This window comes from Variovorax sp. V35 (assembly GCF_041154465.1).
Taxonomy (GTDB): Bacteria; Pseudomonadota; Gammaproteobacteria; order Burkholderiales; family Burkholderiaceae_C; genus Variovorax; species Variovorax boronicumulans.
The window spans coordinates 208,144-224,733 of the sequence record NZ_AP028666.1 but is presented as its reverse complement, the minus strand read 5'-3'; the positions used below and the strand labels follow the sequence as shown (position 1 = coordinate 224,733).

15 protein-coding genes are annotated in these 16,590 nt (G+C 69.1%); 1 reads left to right on the top strand and 14 read right to left on the bottom strand.

The window, feature by feature from the left end; genetic code table 11:
* The 13 genes from ACAM42_RS01075 to ACAM42_RS01015 form a co-directional block, all read right to left on the bottom strand.
* Positions 1-1,383 (bottom strand): formimidoylglutamate deiminase, encoded by a 1,383-nt coding sequence (locus tag ACAM42_RS01075; RefSeq protein ID WP_369630858.1) that lies wholly within the window; start codon positions 1,381-1,383, stop codon positions 1-3.
* Entirely contained in the window at positions 1,380-2,630 is a 1,251-nt protein-coding gene (gene hutI, locus ACAM42_RS01070) for an imidazolonepropionase (protein ID WP_369630857.1), read from the bottom strand. The genes ACAM42_RS01075 and hutI overlap by 4 nt, the downstream gene beginning before the upstream one ends.
* Before the next feature lie 25 nt (positions 2,631-2,655).
* Complete coding sequence (locus ACAM42_RS01065) at positions 2,656-3,228, bottom strand: HutD family protein (RefSeq protein WP_369630856.1); 573 nt, start codon at positions 3,226-3,228, stop codon at positions 2,656-2,658.
* Positions 3,225-3,893: an amino acid ABC transporter permease gene (locus ACAM42_RS01060; RefSeq protein ID WP_062482282.1), complete on the bottom strand. Its 669-nt coding sequence runs from the start codon at positions 3,891-3,893 to the stop codon at positions 3,225-3,227. Before ACAM42_RS01060 ends, ACAM42_RS01065 begins: the two co-directional genes overlap by 4 nt.
* Positions 3,894-3,900: 7 nt before the next feature.
* The gene (locus tag ACAM42_RS01055) at positions 3,901-4,653 is read right to left on the bottom strand and encodes a transporter substrate-binding domain-containing protein (RefSeq protein ID WP_062482279.1); all 753 of its coding nucleotides are present in this window, start codon (positions 4,651-4,653) and stop codon (positions 3,901-3,903) included.
* 53 nt (positions 4,654-4,706) lie between these two features.
* Positions 4,707-5,441 (bottom strand): IclR family transcriptional regulator, encoded by a 735-nt coding sequence (locus ACAM42_RS01050; RefSeq protein ID WP_139703361.1) that lies wholly within the window; start codon positions 5,439-5,441, stop codon positions 4,707-4,709.
* Positions 5,442-5,574: 133 nt separating this feature from the next.
* Positions 5,575-6,414, bottom strand: a complete 840-nt coding sequence (locus ACAM42_RS01045; protein WP_139703358.1) for a phytanoyl-CoA dioxygenase family protein — start codon at positions 6,412-6,414, stop codon at positions 5,575-5,577.
* Between the two features lie 71 nt (positions 6,415-6,485).
* On the bottom strand, positions 6,486-8,213 hold the full coding sequence (gene hutU / locus ACAM42_RS01040; protein ID WP_070064049.1) for a urocanate hydratase: 1,728 nt from the start codon (positions 8,211-8,213) through the stop codon (positions 6,486-6,488).
* Positions 8,214-8,250: 37 nt separating this feature from the next.
* A complete protein-coding gene (hutH, locus tag ACAM42_RS01035) occupies positions 8,251-9,813 on the bottom strand; it encodes a histidine ammonia-lyase (RefSeq protein WP_095951037.1) in 1,563 nt (520 codons plus the stop codon).
* Positions 9,814-9,992: 179 nt separating this feature from the next.
* A complete protein-coding gene (gene hutC, locus ACAM42_RS01030) occupies positions 9,993-10,730 on the bottom strand; it encodes a histidine utilization repressor (protein ID WP_062481289.1) in 738 nt (245 codons plus the stop codon).
* A 7-nt stretch (positions 10,731-10,737) separates the two neighbouring features.
* Positions 10,738-11,532, bottom strand: coding sequence for an ABC transporter ATP-binding protein (locus ACAM42_RS01025; RefSeq protein ID WP_062481286.1), 795 nt, complete (start codon positions 11,530-11,532; stop codon positions 10,738-10,740).
* Positions 11,517-12,353 carry an ABC transporter permease gene (locus ACAM42_RS01020; RefSeq protein WP_095747392.1) on the bottom strand — a complete coding sequence of 279 codons (837 nt, stop codon included), beginning with the start codon at positions 12,351-12,353 and terminating at the stop codon, positions 11,517-11,519. Before ACAM42_RS01020 ends, ACAM42_RS01025 begins: the two co-directional genes overlap by 16 nt.
* Before the next feature lie 22 nt (positions 12,354-12,375).
* Positions 12,376-13,344: an ABC transporter substrate-binding protein gene (locus ACAM42_RS01015; protein WP_062481284.1), complete on the bottom strand. Its 969-nt coding sequence runs from the start codon at positions 13,342-13,344 to the stop codon at positions 12,376-12,378.
* 306 nt (positions 13,345-13,650) lie between these two features.
* Between ACAM42_RS01015 and recQ the strand changes: the two genes are divergently transcribed.
* Positions 13,651-15,561, top strand: a complete 1,911-nt coding sequence (gene recQ / locus ACAM42_RS01010; protein WP_369630855.1) for a DNA helicase RecQ — start codon at positions 13,651-13,653, stop codon at positions 15,559-15,561.
* 10 nt (positions 15,562-15,571) lie between these two features.
* Here recQ and ACAM42_RS01005 read toward each other — a convergent pair whose 3' ends face one another.
* Positions 15,572-16,474: a LysR family transcriptional regulator gene (locus ACAM42_RS01005; RefSeq protein WP_369630854.1), complete on the bottom strand. Its 903-nt coding sequence runs from the start codon at positions 16,472-16,474 to the stop codon at positions 15,572-15,574.
* Between the last annotated feature and the right edge of the window lie 116 nt (positions 16,475-16,590).

Genomic DNA, 16,590 nt, shown 5'->3' with positions numbered 1-16,590 from the left:
TCAGTCCTTGAGGAGTTGGGTGCGCGCGGCAACGAAGGCGGCGGCGGCATCGCCATGCAGCGCGTGGCGCCCGGCCGTGACGCGCGCGCGGCCGGCCACCCAGACCGCGTCGACGGCCGAGGTGCGGTGGCTCGCGAACACATGGGCCGAGAGCATGTCGGGCGCCGACAGGCCCTGCAGCGCGAGGTGATGGGCATCGAGCACGACGAAGTCGGCCTGCTGCTCCGCGGCCAGCCCGCCGACCGCGCGGCCCGCCGCCTGCGCCCCGCCCTGCACGGCTTCGAGCGTGAGCGCGGTGGCCACGTGCGGCTGCGCCGCGCTGGCGCCGACGTTGCGCTGTCGCCGGCCCAGGCGCTGGCTGTATTCGAGCATCAACAGCTCCTCGGCCGCGTTGACGCTGGCGTGGCTGTCGGAGCCCACGCCCCAGGCGCCGCCGTGGCTGCGCCAGCGCGCGAAGTCGAAGATGCCGTCGCCCAGGTTGGCCTCGGTGGTCGGGCACAGGCCCGCGACCGCACCGCTCTGGGCCGCGTATTCGTATTCGGCGTCGTTCATGTGCGTGGCATGCACGAGGCACCAGCGCGCATCGACGCTCGCGTGGTCGAGCAGCCATTCGACCGGGCGCAGGCCGCTCCACTCCACGCAGTCGTCCACTTCCTTCGTCTGCTCGGCGATGTGGATGTGGACCGGCGCGGTGCGGTCGATGGCGTCCAGGCCGGCGAGCGCCTCGCGCAGCGCCTCGGGCGGCACGGCGCGCAGCGAGTGCGGCGCCAGGCCCAGGCGCGCGCCCTGCGCGTCGCAGTCGGGCTTGAGCGCGTCGAGCAGGCGCAGCATCGATTCGGTCGAGCGGATGAAGCGGCGCTGCCCCTCGGTGGGCGGCTGGTCGCCGAAGCCGCTGGTCTGGTAGAGCACGGGCAGCAGCGTGAAGCCGATGCCGGTGTTGTGCGCGGCGCGCAGCAGCGCGCGGCTCAGTGCCGCGTCGTCGGCGTAGGGACGCCCATCGGTGTCGTGGTGCACGTACTGGAACTCGCACACGCTGGTGTAGCCCGCCTCGAGCATCTCGGCGTAGAGCCAGGTCGCGATGGCCTCCATGTGCTGCGGGCCGAGGCGCGCGGCAAAGCGGTACATCAACGTGCGCCAGCTCCAGAAGCTGTCCTGCTGTTCGGCGCGGTGCTCGGTGAGGCCCGCGAAGGCGCGCTGGAAGGCATGCGAATGCAGGTTGGGCATGCCGGGGATCACCGGGCCGGTCGCCACCTGCGCGCCCGCGGGCGGTTGCGCACCGGCCTGCACCTGCGTGAGCTGGCCGGCGTCGTTCCACGTCAGCAGGACGTTCTTCATCCAGCCTGCGGGCAGCAGCGCATCGGCTGCGAAAAGCGTGTGTGTCATTCGGTGGCTCCGATGGCGATGCGTCCCTGGCGCACCACGGCGCGCACCGGCTGCTGGCCGAACCAGTAGGCCAGCTCGGCGGCGTCGTGCAGGTTCCAGAGCACGAAGTTGGCGGGCATGCCGGGCGCGATGGCGCCGTGCGTGTCCTGCAGGCCCAGCGCGCGCGCGGCGTGCACGGTGACGCCGGCCAGCGCCTCGGGCACGGTGAGGCGGAACAGCGTGCAGGCCATGTTGACCATCAGCAGCAGGCTCAGCGTCGGCGAGGTGCCGGGGTTGTGGTCGGTCGAGACGGCCATCGGCACGCCCGCGGCGCGCAGCGCGTCGATGGGCGGCAGGTGCGTGTCGCGCAGCGTGTAGTAGGCGCCCGGCAGCAGCACGGCCACGGTGCCCGACTGGCGCATGGCCGCGATGCCGTCGGCCGACAGGTGCTCGATGTGGTCGCACGACAGCGCGCCGTAGCGCGCGGCCAGGGCCGCGCCGCCCATGTCCGACAGCTGCTCGGCATGCAGCTTCACGGGCAGGCCCAGCGCCTTGGCGGCTTGGAAGACCTGTTCGGTTTCCGCGAGCGAGAAGGCGATGCGTTCGCAGAACACATCGACCGCATCGACCAGCCCTTCGGCGGCGAGCGCGGGCAGCATCTCCTTGCAGACGAGGTCGATGTAGTCGCCACTGCGGCCCGCGTATTCGGGCGGCAGCGCGTGCGCGCCGAGGAAGGTGGTGCGCACGGTGACGCCGTAAGCCTCGCCCAGTCGCCGTGCCACGCGCAGCTGCTTGCGCTCGTGTTCGAGCGCCAGGCCGTAGCCCGACTTGATCTCGATGGCGCAGACGCCGTCGGCCAGCAGCTGCTCGAGGCGCGCGGCGGCCTGGGCGAACAGCGTGTCTTCGTCGGCCTCGCGCGTGGCGCGCACCGACGAGACGATGCCGCCGCCGGCCTTGGCCACCTCTTCGTAGGTGGCGCCCGCGAGCCGCATCGCGAACTCGTTGGCGCGCTGGCCGCCGTAGACCAGGTGCGTGTGGCAATCGACGAGGCCGGGCGTGACGAGCGCACCGCCGCCGTCGTGCGGCGCGAGCCCCGCGAATTCGGCGGGCAGGTCGGCGCGCGCACCGACCCAGCGGACCGTGCCCTGCGCGACCACGAGGGCGGCTTCGGCGTCGGGCGCCAAGGTGACGCCGGGCGCCGCACCGGGCGCCAGGCGCAGGCCGGTCCAGAGGCCGTCGGCCGAGGGGAATTCGCTGGGGGGTGTCATCGTCATCTCCTTTTTCTGTGGCCGCTCAGGCCGGCACGAAGCGCACGGCCACCAGCCGCGCGCCGTCGCTTGCCGGTGCGGCCTGCCATGCCTGCGCGGCGTCGGCCCAGCACAGGCCGTCGCCTTCGCCCAGGGCCTCGCCGTCATTCAGGCGCCACTCGCCGCGCAACGCCAGCAGCACGCCGTGCGGCGTGGGCGCGATGTCGGCGGCGCGTTCCAGCACCTGCACGTCGGCGCGCCACTGGCCGCCGCGCGCCATCACGTTGAAGTCGTTCGAGGCGCCGCCGAGCAGCGTGCAGTCGATCGGGTCGTCGCCCGAAAAGGCGAAGGGCTGGTGCGGCACGTCGAGCCGGTGCGACACGCGGCCGTCGTGCGTGAAGAGGCGCACGCCGTCGCCTTCGAGCAGCATGATCTGGCGGTCGATGCCCGGGAACACCGAGAACGGGCCGGGCGACGCGATGGTGGCGATGCTCACGCGCCAGCCGAAGCTGTCGAGCCCCGCGCCTGGCGGCCAGCTGGCGATTTCCTGCGTGGTGCCGCCGCCGTTCTTCCAGGGCGTGGCGCGCAGGGTCGCGCGCGAAAAACGCTGCACGCTCATCGCATCAACCCGCCCTGGCGCAGCTTCTGCTCGAAATGCCGCAGGATCAGGGTCATGGTGCCCGTGAGCATGAAGTACACGAGCGCGATGGCCAGGTACACCTCGAGCGAGCGGTACGACACGCTGATGATCTTCTGGCCTTCGTGCATCACGTCATGGATGGTCAGGAGCGACACCAGCGCCGAGTTCTTGATGAGCGCGATGAACTCGTTGCCCAGCGGCGGGATCATGCGCACCACGGCCTGCGGCAGCACGATCTGGCGCATCGCCACGCCGGGCGTCATGCCCAGCGACTGCGCGGCCATGGTCTGGCCCTTGTCGATCGACTGGATCGCGCCGCGCACGATCTCGGACACGTAGGCGCCCGAGTACACGCCGAGCCCCAGCACGCCGCACACGAAGGCCGGCAGCAGGATGCCGAAGTGCGGCAGGCCGAAGAACAGAATGAACAGCTGCACCAGCAGCGGCGTGCCGCGAATCGCCGCCACATAGGCGGTACACACGCCGTAGATCCAGCGCCGCTTCGGGTTCAGCCGGCCAATGCCGACCAGCAGGCCCAGCACGCATCCCAGGGCCAGCGCGCAGGCGGTGATCTCCACCGTGACCAGCGCGCCGCGCAGCAGGTCGGGCCAGCCCTGCCAGACGGGCGAGAAATCGAAGTCCATGGCGCGCTTACTTGGCGGTGGCGCTGAACCACTTCTTCACGATGGCCGCGTAGGTGCCGTCGGCCTTGAGCTTCTCGATCGCGCCGTTCACGGCCTTGGTGAGCTCGGGCGTGTCCTTGCGGATGGCCATGCCGTATTCCTCGGTGGTGATCTGCTCGTCGAGCACCTTCAGGCCGCCGCGCGTGCGCACGTACTGGAAGGCGGCGGGCTTGCCGGTGACGGCGGCGTCGGCACGGCCGATGTCCACGAGGTTGAACATTTCCTGGTTCTTCTCGACTTCCATCAGCTGCACCTGCGGGAATTTCTCCTTCGTGTACGACACGGACTTGGTGCCCACCTGCACGCTGACCTTCTTGCCGTTGATGTCGGCCGGCTTCTTGATGGTCGTGTTGTTGTCCTTCACCATGACCACGAGGCCACCGGCGTAGTACGGCACGGTGAAGTCGACGACCTTCTTGCGCTCGTCGGTGATGTAGATGCCCGACACGGCCATGTCGAAGCGCTTCGAAATGAGGCCCGGCACGAGGCCCTTGAAGTCGATGTCGATCCACTCGATCTTGCGGCCCAGCGTCTTGCCGATGGCTTCCACCAGCTCCACGTCGAAGCCGGTGCGCTTGCCGTTTTCCACGAACTCCATCGGCGGGAAGGTGGCGTCGGTGGCCACGCGCAGCGGCTCGCCCTGGGCTTGCGCGGCGCCAGCGAAACCGAAGAAGGCGAGGCCGGACAGGGCGGCGGCGACGAGGGTGCGACGGGTGTTCATGGGGAGGGCTTTCGTGGAGGTGAGGGAGGGAGAAAGAAAAAGAAAAGCGGCGACTACTGCAGTGCGCGCGAGATGCGGGCCGCCGTGACGACGGTCATGTGGACCAATGCAGCTTCCATGCCTTCGACGCGCGTGAGCGGCGCCATCAGCGTGATCGCCCCGCGCAGGCGCCGGCCCGCGGCCAGCACCGGCGCGCTCGCGCCCCACACGCCGGCATCGACCTCGCCGTGGGTCACGGCATGGCCGGCGGCGCGGATGGCGTCGAGTTCGGCGGCGCGCTCGGCACGGCGTTCGGGGCCTTCGTCCAGGCCGTCGAGCAGCAGGTCGCGCGCCTCGTCGGGCGCGTGGGCCAGCAGGCACTTGGCGCTGGCGCCGTCGCGCGCGGGCACGCTGCGGCCGCGGTCGAAGGAGCAGCGCAGCGACTGTTCGCTGTCGATCATCTCCAGGCACACGACGCGCTCGTTCACCAGGGTGACGAGCGCCACGCTCTCGTGGCTCTGCTGCGCCAGCACGCGCATGTCGGCGCGCGCGGCCATCACGAGGTCGGAGTTGCCGTCGAAGCCGCTGGCCAGCTGCACGCTCACCGGTCCCGGCGAGTAGCGGCCCTCGGACTCCATCACGAAGCCCCAGCGGCGCAAGGTGGCGACCTGGCGGTACAGCGTGCTCTGCGACAGGCCGGTGGCCTGCACCAGCTCGGCCGCCGTCATCGCCGCCTTGCTTTGCGCCAGCACCGACAGCACGAACAGCGCGCGGTCGTTGTGGGCGGGAGCGTCAAGGGGGGTCGTCATCGGGGGCAATCGCTGGGCGGTCGAAAGTGGATGCGGCGTGCAGTATCTTGCTCGCCGTTCTCACGACCAAGCCCGAATTCCCACGCGATGGGAATGAGCGCGTTTTTTCTTTCTACCTTCGTCTTACCGAGGCTCAGCGCACCAGCAACGGAAAGAGCGGATCGTCCATCGGCGCGCCGGCCGGCAGGCGCTCGGCCAGGCCCGGGAAATCGGGCGAGGTCTTCCAGCTGCGCGGCGCGTGGCGGATGTCGTCGCCCAGGAAGCGCACCGAGAACACGCGGCGCCGGTTCGGCCCTTCCACGCCGGCGGCCGCATGCAGGGTGAGCATGTGGAAGCAGACGAAGTCGCCCGGCTCGATGTCCCAGCCGACGATGGGAAAGCGCTCGCGCGCGCCCTCGATGTCGGGCAGGTCGTCGAGGCTGCCTTCGGGGAACCACTTGGCGTGGTTGTCCATGAAGGTGCGCGGCATCAGCCACGGCCCCTTGTGGGAGCCGGCCACGAACTCGAGCGTGGCGGCACGCGACACCGGATCGACCGGAATCCACATGCTGACGTTCTGCATGCCCTCGATGTTGTAGTAGGGCTGGTCCTGGTGCCACGGCGTGCGCTGGCGCGTGCCGGGCTCCTTCACGAGCAGGTGGTCGTGGTACAGGCGCACGGTGTCCGAGCCCATGAGCCGCTGCGCGAGCTGCGCCAGCGGCGCCTCCCTGATGAAGCGGCCGAAGGCGTCGATCTCCTGCCAGTTGCAGAAGTCCTCGAAGAAGCGGCCCGGGTCGTCGGGCCGGCTCGCGACCTTGGCGCGCGGGCTGGGCGCCGCCAGGTTCGCTTCGATGCCATCGCGCAGCAGCGCGAGTTCGTCGGCCGTGAGCAGCTGGCGGATGCAGACCGCGCCGTCGCGCTGGAACTGCGCCACCAGCGCGTCGTCCACGCGTTCGCGCACGCGGCGCTGCAGGTCGGAAGCATCGAGGGTCATCGTCGGGTCTCCTTCGGGTGTGGGGTGTCGGGTGACCCGCTTTTTTACTTCACCTGCGGCGCCTGCCGGCCTTACTTGATCATCGGCAGCTTCAGGCCCTGCTTCTTCGCCGTGGCCACGGCGATGTCGTAACCCGCGTCGGCATGGCGCATCACGCCGGTGGCCGGGTCGTTGAAGAGCACGCGCCCGATGCGCTTGGCGGCAGCGTCGGTGCCGTCGCAGACGATCACCACGCCCGAGTGCTGCGAGTAGCCCATGCCCACGCCGCCGCCGTGGTGCAGGCTGACCCAGGTCGCGCCGCCGGCCGTGTTGAGCAGTGCGTTGAGCAGCGGCCAGTCGGAGACGGCGTCGGTGCCGTCCTTCATGGCTTCGGTCTCGCGGTTCGGGCTGGCGACCGAGCCGGTGTCCAGGTGGTCGCGGCCGATGACGATCGGCCCCTTGAGCTCGCCGTTCTTCACCATCTCGTTGAAGGCCAGGCCGGCGATGTGGCGCTCGCCCAGGCCGAGCCAGCAGATGCGCGCGGGCAGGCCCTGGAAGGCGATGCGCTCGCGCGCCATGTCGAGCCAGCGGTGCGTGTGGGTGTTCTCGGGGAACAGCTCCTTGATCTTGGCGTCGGTCTTGTAGATGTCTTCCGGGTCGCCCGAGAGCGCCACCCAGCGGAACGGGCCCTTGCCTTCGCAGAACAGCGGACGGATGTAGGCCGGCACGAAGCCCGGGAAGTCGAAGGCGTTCTTCACGCCTTCGTCGAACGCGACCTGGCGGATGTTGTTGCCGTAGTCGACCGTGGGGATGCCCATGGCCTGGAAGTCGAGCATGGCCTGCACGTGCACGGCGCACGACTTGGCGGCGGCCTTCTTCAGGGCGTCGTGTTGCGACGCGTCCTTCATGGCGGCCTGCCACTGCGGCACGCTCCAGCCCGAGGGCAGGTAGCCGTTGATCAGGTCGTGCGCGGAGGTCTGGTCGGTCACGAGGTCGGGCTTGAGGCCGCCGGCCTTCGCGCGCTTGACCAGTTCGGGCAGGATGTCGGCCGCGTTGCCCAGCAGCGCGATCGACACGGCTTCCTTGGCGTCGCAATGCTGCTTGATGAGCTCGAAGGCGTGGTCGATGTCGCGCGCCTGCTTGTCGACGTAGCGCGTGCGCAGGCGGAAGTCGATGCTCGACTGCTGGCACTCGATGTTCAGCGACACGGCGCCGGCCAGCGTGGCCGCGAGCGGCTGTGCGCCACCCATGCCGCCCAAGCCGGCCGTGAGGATCCACTTGCCCGCGAGGCTGTTGTTGTAGTGCTGGCGGCCGGCTTCGACGAAGGTTTCGAAGGTGCCTTGCACGATGCCCTGGCTGCCGATGTAGATCCAGCTGCCCGCCGTCATCTGGCCGTACATGAAGAGGCCCTGGCGGTCGAGCTCGTTGAAGTGCTCCCAGTTGGCCCACTTCGGCACGAGGTTGGAGTTGGCGAGCAGCACGCGCGGTGCGTCGGCATGCGTCTTGAACACGCCCACGGGCTTGCCCGATTGAATGAGCAGCGTCTCGTCGTCTTCCAGTTCCTTCAGCGAGGCGAGGATCTGGTCGTAGCAGGCCCAGTCGCGCGCGGCGCGGCCAATGCCGCCGTACACCACGAGGTCTTGCGGGCGCTCGGCCACCTCGGCGTCGAGGTTGTTCTGCAGCATGCGGTACGGCGCTTCGGTGAGCCAGCTCTTGCAGTTGAGCTCGGTGCCGCGCGGGGCGCGGATCACACGGGTCGGGTCATGGCGCGGATCGGCGCCGGTGGGGGTGTTCAGGGCGAATTTGTCGGGTGCGTTCATGGCGTGGTTCTCCTTGTCGGGTGGCGGTCGGTACGGATCACTTCGAGTGGCTGGGCAGGATGTCGAGCAGCGCGGCCGGCAGGTCGGCCGCGAGCGCCCACAGGCGCATGGCTTCGATGTCGGGTGCGAGGTAGCGGTCGGTCTCGAGGAACGCGACCTTCTGGCGGATGCGGGCGAATTCCGCTTCGACCAGCGGCGAACTCTTCAGCTTGCGCTTGAGTTCGATGCCTTGGGCGGCGGCCATCGCTTCGATGCCGACGACGACCGCGGTGTTGTTGACCATGTCGCCCAGGCGGCGCGCCGCGAAGGTGGCCATCGACACGTGGTCTTCCTGGTTGGCCGAGGTCGGCAGGCTGTCGACGCTGGCGGGGTGCGCGTGCGACTTGTTTTCCGAGGCGAGCGCGGCGGCCGTGACCTGCGCGATCATGAAGCCGGAATTGAGACCACCGTCGCGCACCAGGAAGGGCGGCAGGCCCGACAGGCCGCTGTCGAGCAGCAGCGCGAGGCGGCGCTCGGCGATGGCGCCGACTTCGCTCACGGCCAGCGCAATGATGTCGGCCGCGAAGGCGACCGGCTCGGCGTGGAAGTTGCCGCCCGAGATCACCTCGCCGGTGTCGCAGAACACCAGCGGGTTGTCCGATGCGGCGTTGGCTTCGATGACCAGCACGCGCGAGGCGTGGGCCAGGTTGTCGAGGCAGGCGCCCATCACCTGCGGGATGCAGCGCACCGAGTACGGGTCCTGCACGCGGCCGCAGTCGGCGTGCGACGGGACGATCTCGCTGCCGTCGAGCAGCGTGCGCACGGCGCCGGCCACGGCGATCTGGCCGGGCTGGCCGCGCGCGGCGTGGATGCGCGCGTCGAAGGGCTTGATCGAGCCCTGGATGGCTTCGAGCGACAGCGCGCCCGACATCAGTGCGGCGGCGAACACGTCTTCGGCGCCGAACAGGCCGGCCAGCGCCAGCGCGGTCGACACCTGCGTGCCGTTGAGCAGCGCCAGGCCTTCCTTGGGGCCGAGCACAAAGGGTTCGAGGCCGATGCTGCGCATGGCTTCGGCGCCGCTCACCTTCTTGCCGTCGGCCAGCGTGGCTTCGCCTTCGCCGATGAGCACGCAGGCCATGTGGGCCAGCGGCGCGAGGTCGCCCGAGGCGCCGACCGAGCCCTTGCACGGGATGCTGGGCGTGACGCCGGCGTTGAACAGCGCCAGCAGCGCATCGACCAGCGCGGGCCGCACGCCCGAGTGGCCGCGCGCCAGGCTCACCGCCTTGGTCGCGAGGATCATGCGCACCACCGGCGCGGCCAGCGGCTCGCCCGTGCCCACGCTGTGCGAGAGCACGAGGTTGCGCTGCAGCTCGGCCAGGTGGTCGTTGCCGATGCGCGTGCTGGCGAGCTTGCCGAAACCGGTGTTGATGCCGTAGACCACCTCGTCGTTCTCGACGATGTGGCGCACCGCGGCCTCGGCCTTGGCCATGCCGTCCTGCACCGACGGGTCGAGCGCAAGGTGCACGCCGCCGGCCTGGATGCGTCGCAGCATCGCAAGGTCGACCTTGCCGGGCGTGAGGGTCAATGTGGCGTGGGAAGTGGCGGTGTGATTGCTTGGCATGTGAACCTGTCTATACAAGTGGTTGCGAGAGAAAACCTTGTCCTTTGGACATTTAAAAAAGACTCACGGTCCCTTCGTGGAACACCGCGGAACCGGCTTTGCCGGGCCGCTGGTGTTGCCCCCGGCGAGGGGGTTGGCGAAGCGACACGAAGTGCGCGAAGACTGGGGGAGCGTCATATTCAGCCGAAGGTCGGGTTGCCGTCGGACTTGAATCGGCTGCCCAGGCTGTAGCGCGAAGCGGGATGCAGGCAGCGCACCCAGGTCACGGGCGTGTTGCGGATCCAGGTGCGGCGCGTCAGCAGCAGGCAGGGGTCGGTGGGGGCCATCGCGAGCCGCTCGGCCTGTTCGGCGCTGGGCAGCACGGCATCGACGACGTGTTCGATCTGGTCGAAGGGCACGTTGCGCACCAGGTACTCGCTGGGCGGCACGGCCGTGAAGTCCTGCTCGAGAAAGTCGGGCACGACCTGCGGGTTGACGTAGCGCTCCTCGAGCTGCACGGGCGTGTCGTTGTCCAGGTGCAGGCAGGCGCTGTGGAACACCGAGTCGCCCGCGCGCAGGTCGAGCCAGGCCGCCACGTCGGGCGAGGCCGCGAGGCGCTCGACCGCGAGCATCTCGCAGCGGTAGTCGTGGCCGCGCTGGCGGATCTCGCTGGCGATGTTGGCGATCTGCAGCAGCGTCGACTGCGGCTTGTTCTCGGCCACGAAGCTGCCCACGCCGGCCACGCGCACGATGCGCCCCTGCTCCATGAGCTCGCGCAGGGCGCGGTTCACGGTCATGCGCGCCATGCCGAACTGCGCGACCAGCTCGTTCTCGGAAGGCAGGCGGTGGCCGGGCGGCCACGTGCCGTCCTGGATCTTGCGGGAGATGTGATCCTTGACTTGCGCATAGAGCGCGAGGGACGGCAGGTCGCGTTTCATCGTGCTTTCAATGTTCCGCAGCGGCCATCGACTCGGCGCGGATTTCTTCGGTCAGGCGCGCCTTGATGTCCATGAACTCGGGCGAGGTCTTGATGGTGTAGCTGCGCGGGTGCGGGAAGTCGACCGCGATCTCGGTCTTGATGCGGCCCGGCCGCGCGCTGAACACCGCCACGCGGTTGGCCATGAAGATCGCCTCGTCGATGTCGTGCGTGACGAACAGCACCGTCTTCTGCGCCGACTCCCAGATGCCCAGCAGCAGCTCCTGCATGAGCACGCGGGTCTGGTTGTCGAGCGCGCCGAAGGGCTCGTCGAGCAGCAGCATCTTGGGGTCGTTGGCCAGCGCGCGCGCAATGGCGGTGCGCTGCTGCATGCCGCCCGAGAGCTGCTTGGGAAAGTGGTGCTCGAAGCCGCGCAGGCCGACCTTGGCGATGAAGAACTCGCTGCGTTCCTTCTGGTCGGCCTCGCTCATGCCGCGCTCGCGCAGGCCGAAGCGGATGTTCTGCGCCACCGTGAGCCACGGGAACAGCGTGTAGCTCTGGAACACCACGCCGCGGTCGGCGCCGGGGCCTTCGATGCGCTCGCCGTCGAGCATCACCTGGCCGGTGGTCGGGAAGTCGAGCCCCGCCACGATGCGCAAGAGCGTCGACTTGCCGCAGCCCGAGGGGCCGAGGATGGTGACGAAGTCGTTCTCCTTCACCTCGAAGTCGATCGGCTGCAGCGCCTGCGTGCGCTGGCCCTTGGTGCCGGTGAAGACGCGCGAGACGCCTTGAATGGAGAGTTGGTTCTTCACAGTGCAGCCCATGCAAACAGACGGCGATTCATCGCCTTGAAAGCGAAGTCGGACAACAGGCCGATGACGCCGATCACGATGATCCCGAAGATGATCTGCCCGGTGTTCAGCAGCGCCTGGCTGTCGGTGATCATGTGGCCGATGCCCGACGAGGAGCCGATGAGTTCCGCCACGATCACGTACGTCCAGGCCCAGCCCAGCACGAGGCGCAGCGTTTCGGCGATGCCCGGCGCGGCGCCCGGAATGAGCACGCGCGCCACGATGCCGCGGCTGTTGGCGCCCAGCGTGTAGGCGGCCTCGACGAGGTCGCGCCGCGCGCCGCCCACGGTGACGGCCACCATCAGCACGATCTGGAAGAACGAGCCGATGAAGATCACCAAGAGCTTCTGCATTTCGCCCAGGCCCGCCCACAGGATGAGCAGCGGGATGAAAGCCGAGGCCGGCAGGTAGCGGCAGAACGAGACGAAGGGCTCGAAGAAGGCCTCGACGGTCTTCCAGGTGCCCATGGCCACGCCCAGCGGCACCGCGATGACGGCCGCCAGCAGGAAGCCGCCGAACACGCGCCACACGGTCATGCCGATGTCGCCGATGAAGCCGTACTCGGTGAAGAGCAGCCAGCCCTCCTTGACCATCGTGATCGGACTCGCCAGGAAGGTGGGCGACACGAAGCCGCCCAGCGTGGCGATGCCCCACACCACCACGAAGAGCACGAAGAAGCCGAGCCCCAGCAGCGTGCGCGCGGACGCGCTGATGGGCTCGAGCGGCGCGAACACGCGGCGCCGCACGGGAGGCGCGGGCGGCGGCGTCACGGCGCGCGCCGGGGCGGCGGTCATCGGTTGCATCTGCGGCAAGGCCTTACTTGACATAGCTGGCGTCGAAGGTGGCTGCGTAGTCTTCCGGCGCCTTGCGGATCACGCCGGCCTCCAGCAGGATGGCCGCGGCTTCCTTCATGAAGCTGGTGAGCTCGCCCGCGAAGAACTTCTGGTTGGCGGCCTTGTCCTGCCAGCGCAGGTAGGCCGACGACTTGGCGAACTGCTCGCCGCTTTGCTTGACGGCCGAGCCCATGAGCTCGTTGGCCTTGGCCGGGTCGGCCTTGATCATGTCCAGCGCGTCGAAGTACGACTTGGTGAGCGCGGCGGCGGCCTTGGCGTTGGCCTTGAGCCAGGTGGGGGCGCAGCCCACGGTGTCCATCACCATCGGGTAGTCGAGCGTGGTGGCCAGGATCTTGCCGGCGGCCGGGTTGGCGCGCACGGTCGAGAGGTAGGGCTCGTAGGTCATGGCGGCGTCGTTCTGGCCGGCCACGAAAGCTTGCGCAGCGGGCTGCGGCTCGAGCGAGACCACCTTCACGTCCTTCAGGCTCATGCCGTTCTTGCTGAGCATCCAGGCCAGGCCGAAGTACGGCGCGGTGCCCGGGGCGCTCACGCCGATGCTCTTGCCCTTGAGGTCGGAAAAGCTCTTCACGTCGTTGCGCACGGCCAGGCCGTCGGCGCCGTAGGACTTGTCCATCTGGAAGATCTGCACGATCGGCACGCCGTTGGCGTTCCAGGCCACGTGCGTCTCCACCGTGGTGGCCGCGCACTGGATCGCGCCGGAGGCCAGCGCCAGGTGGCGGTCCTTCTGCGGGATCATCTTGAGTTCGACGTCCAGCCCGTTCTTCTTGAAGATGCCGGCCTTGTCGGCCAGCGACAGCGGCGCAAAGCCGGTCCAGCCGGACATGCCGAGCGAAATCTTCGTGTCCTGGGCGGCGGCCGTTCCGGCCATGCCCGCTGCACATGCACCTGCTGCCAGCAGCGAAGCGACTTTCACAACTACCGTCTTGACCATGGGGACTCCTGGTTCCATTTTTTGAGAGAGGTGACTCGGCGATACATGCCCGGGGGATATGGGCAGCACGCCTCGCATTGTTGCCAAGCGCCCCAACTTGTATATACAGGATAACCCGAAAGTCCTGTTTTGGTGCATCTCCGAGAGAAATGCCCCAGTTTGCTGTCTAGACAAGAGGGGTGCCGGGACGGGGTTCACCATTGCAAACGCCGTGCCACAGTCATATCGGAGCCGCTGGGGGACAATCGGCGTCCGCCCCGGCTCCGGCCCTTTTCTCCCCCCTCCCCGCCCTTCGCACCCCCGCCTGTGTCTTCCCTCGCTCCCCGCCCCTTCGACGCTTCCAGCGACGGCAGCAGCTCCGGCAGCGCGGCCCCCGCCGACATCCTTCACGACGTGTTCGGCTACGCGCGCTTTCGCGGGGCCCAGCAGGACATCGTGGAGCACGTGGTCGGCGGCGGCGACGCGCTGGTGCTCATGCCCACGGGCGGCGGCAAGTCGCTCTGTTATCAGATTCCGGCCATCGCGCGGCAGCGCGCGGGGCGCGGCGTGGCGGTGGTGGTGTCGCCGCTGATCGCGCTGATGCACGACCAGGTCGGCGCGCTGCACGAGGCGGGGGTGAGCGCGGCGTTCCTCAATTCCACGCTCGACTGGGAGCAGACGCAGGACGTGGAACGCCGCATGCTGCGCGGCGAGATCACGCTGCTGTACGCGGCGCCCGAGCGCGTGAACACGCCGCGCTTTTTGTCGCAGCTCGATTCGCTGAACGAGCGCGGCAAGCTCTCGCTGTTCGCCATCGACGAGGCGCATTGCGTGAGCCAGTGGGGCCACGACTTCCGCCCCGAGTACCGCGCGCTCACCGTGCTGCACGAGCGCTACCCGGGCGTGCCGCGCATCGCGCTCACGGCCACGGCCGACGACCTCACGCGCGCCGACATCGTCGAGCGGCTGCAGCTGGAAGAAGCGCGCCAGTTCGTCTCCAGCTTCGACCGTCCGAACATCCGCTACACCATCGTCGAGAAGAAGGACGCCACCACACAGCTGCTGCGCTTCATCGAGCGCGAGCACGAGGGCGACGCGGGCGTGGTCTATTGCCAGTCGCGCAAGCGTGTGGAAGACCTCGCGACGACGCTGCAGGGCGCCGGCATCAACGCGCTGCCGTACCACGCGGGGCTCGATGCGGCGGTGCGCCAGAAGCACCAGGACCGCTTCCTGCGCGAAGAAGGCATCGTGATGGTCGCGACCATCGCCTTCGGCATGGGCATCGACAAGCCCGACGTGCGCTTCGTGGGCCACGTCGACATGCCCAAGAACATCGAGGGCTACTACCAGGAAACCGGCCGCGCAGGCCGCGACGGCGCCCCCGCCGACGCCTGGATGGCCTACGGCCTGAACGACGTGGTGAACCAGCGCCGCATGATCGACGAGAGCCCGGCCGGCGAAGAGTTCAAGCAGGTGATGCGCGGCAAGCTCGACGCCCTGCTCTCGCTGGCCGAGGCCAGCGACTGCCGCCGCGTGCGCCTGCTGGGCTACTTCGGCGAGAAGAGCACGCCCTGCGGCAACTGCGACAACTGCCTGAACCCGCCGCAGGTGTGGGACGGCACCGATGCCGCGCGCAAGCTGCTGAGCACCATCTACCGCGTGCAGCAGCTCAGCGGCATCAGCTTCGGCGCGGGCCACATCATGGACATCCTGCGCGGCAAGGCGACCGAGAAGGTCAAGCAGTTCGGCCACGAGCGCATCAGCACCTTCGGCATCGGCGCGGAGTTCAGCGAGGTGGCGCTGCGCGGCGTGCTGCGCCAGCTGATCGCCACCGGCGCGCTGGCGGTGGACGCCGAGGCCTTCAACACGCTGAAGCTCACCGAGGGCTCGCGCGCGGTGCTCAAGGGCGAGACCACGGTGTCGCTGCGCGAGTCGGTGTCGTCACCGGCCGAGCGCAAGCCCCGGCGCGAGAAGGCCGCCAAGGGCGCGCCGTCGCCGGCAGCCGCCTCGCTGGACGACGTGGGCAAGAAGCGCTTCGAGGCACTCAAGGCCTGGCGGGCCGAGGTGGCCAAGGAACACAACCTGCCGGCCTACGTGATCTTCCACGACGCCACGCTGGCCGCCATCGCCGAGCGCGCGCCCGCGACGCTCGAAGACCTGCAGGGCATCAGCGGGATCGGCACGAAGAAGCTCGAGGCCTACGGCGCCGAAGTGCTTCGCGTGTGCGAAGCCTTCTAACGCTCTCCACCTAGAGCAGGCGGGCCGCCTTCGAGAAATCGATGGACGCGAGCACCGCGGCGCGCATGGCCGTCAGCAGATGGCGCTCGTCGTTGCTGCGCTTCTGGAAGGTGTAGGTCAGCGCGGGCAAGGCCTGGCGGGCCTTCAGGATGCGCAGGTCGCCGCGGCGCGACAGCAGGCGCGCCCAGCCTTCCGGCAGGAACCCGACACCGATCCCCTCGATCAGCAGGCCGGCGACGGCGCCCCAGCTGTTGCAGCTGAGGCGGTGCGGCGCCTCGAGGTTCTCGGCCATGAGCCATTCGTCGAGCAGGCGGCTGGTGCCCGCGCCGGTCGGCAGCGTCACGATGGGATGCTGCGCGAGCAGCGGCGCGCCGAGGGTCGTGGTCTTGCCCGCCAGCGCGGGCGCGGCCACCCACACGAAATGCGCCTGGCCCACGGTGTGCGACGAGATCAGCCCGTGGTGCGGTGAGCGCCCGGCGATCACCGCGCAGTCGAGCTCGCCGTTGCGAAGGCGTTCGTCCAGCGCCGAGCCGAAGTTGACGTGCGGCTCCAGGCGCAGGTCCGGCAGGTGCCGCCCCACGTGCGCGACGAGCTGGGGCAGCCAGGTCAGCGCGCTCAGTTCGCCGATGCCGAAAGTGCAACGGCCACCGAGGCTGGCGGGCGCGCCGATCGACCGCTTCGTCTCGTCGGCCGCCAGCAGCAGCGCGGCGGCGCGCGGCAGGAACCGCTCACCCGCGTCCGTGAGCGTGGCCCGTTGCCCGGCGCGGTCGAACAAGGGCGCGCCGAGCGACACCTCCAGCTCGGCCAGGCGCTTGGACAGCGACGAGGTCGACAGGTGCAGCCGCTGCGCCGCGAGCGCAAAGCTGGCGCAGGTCGCGGCCCAGTAGAAGGCCTCCAGTTGCTTCAGCGTCATGCGCCGTCCCCCTCTGTCATTTCGAAAAAAGCGAAATGACAAGTTACCATAAATTCGCTTTTTCAAAACCTTCTGCACGCCTACAGTCCGCGCGGACCGAACGACTGACTGGATGG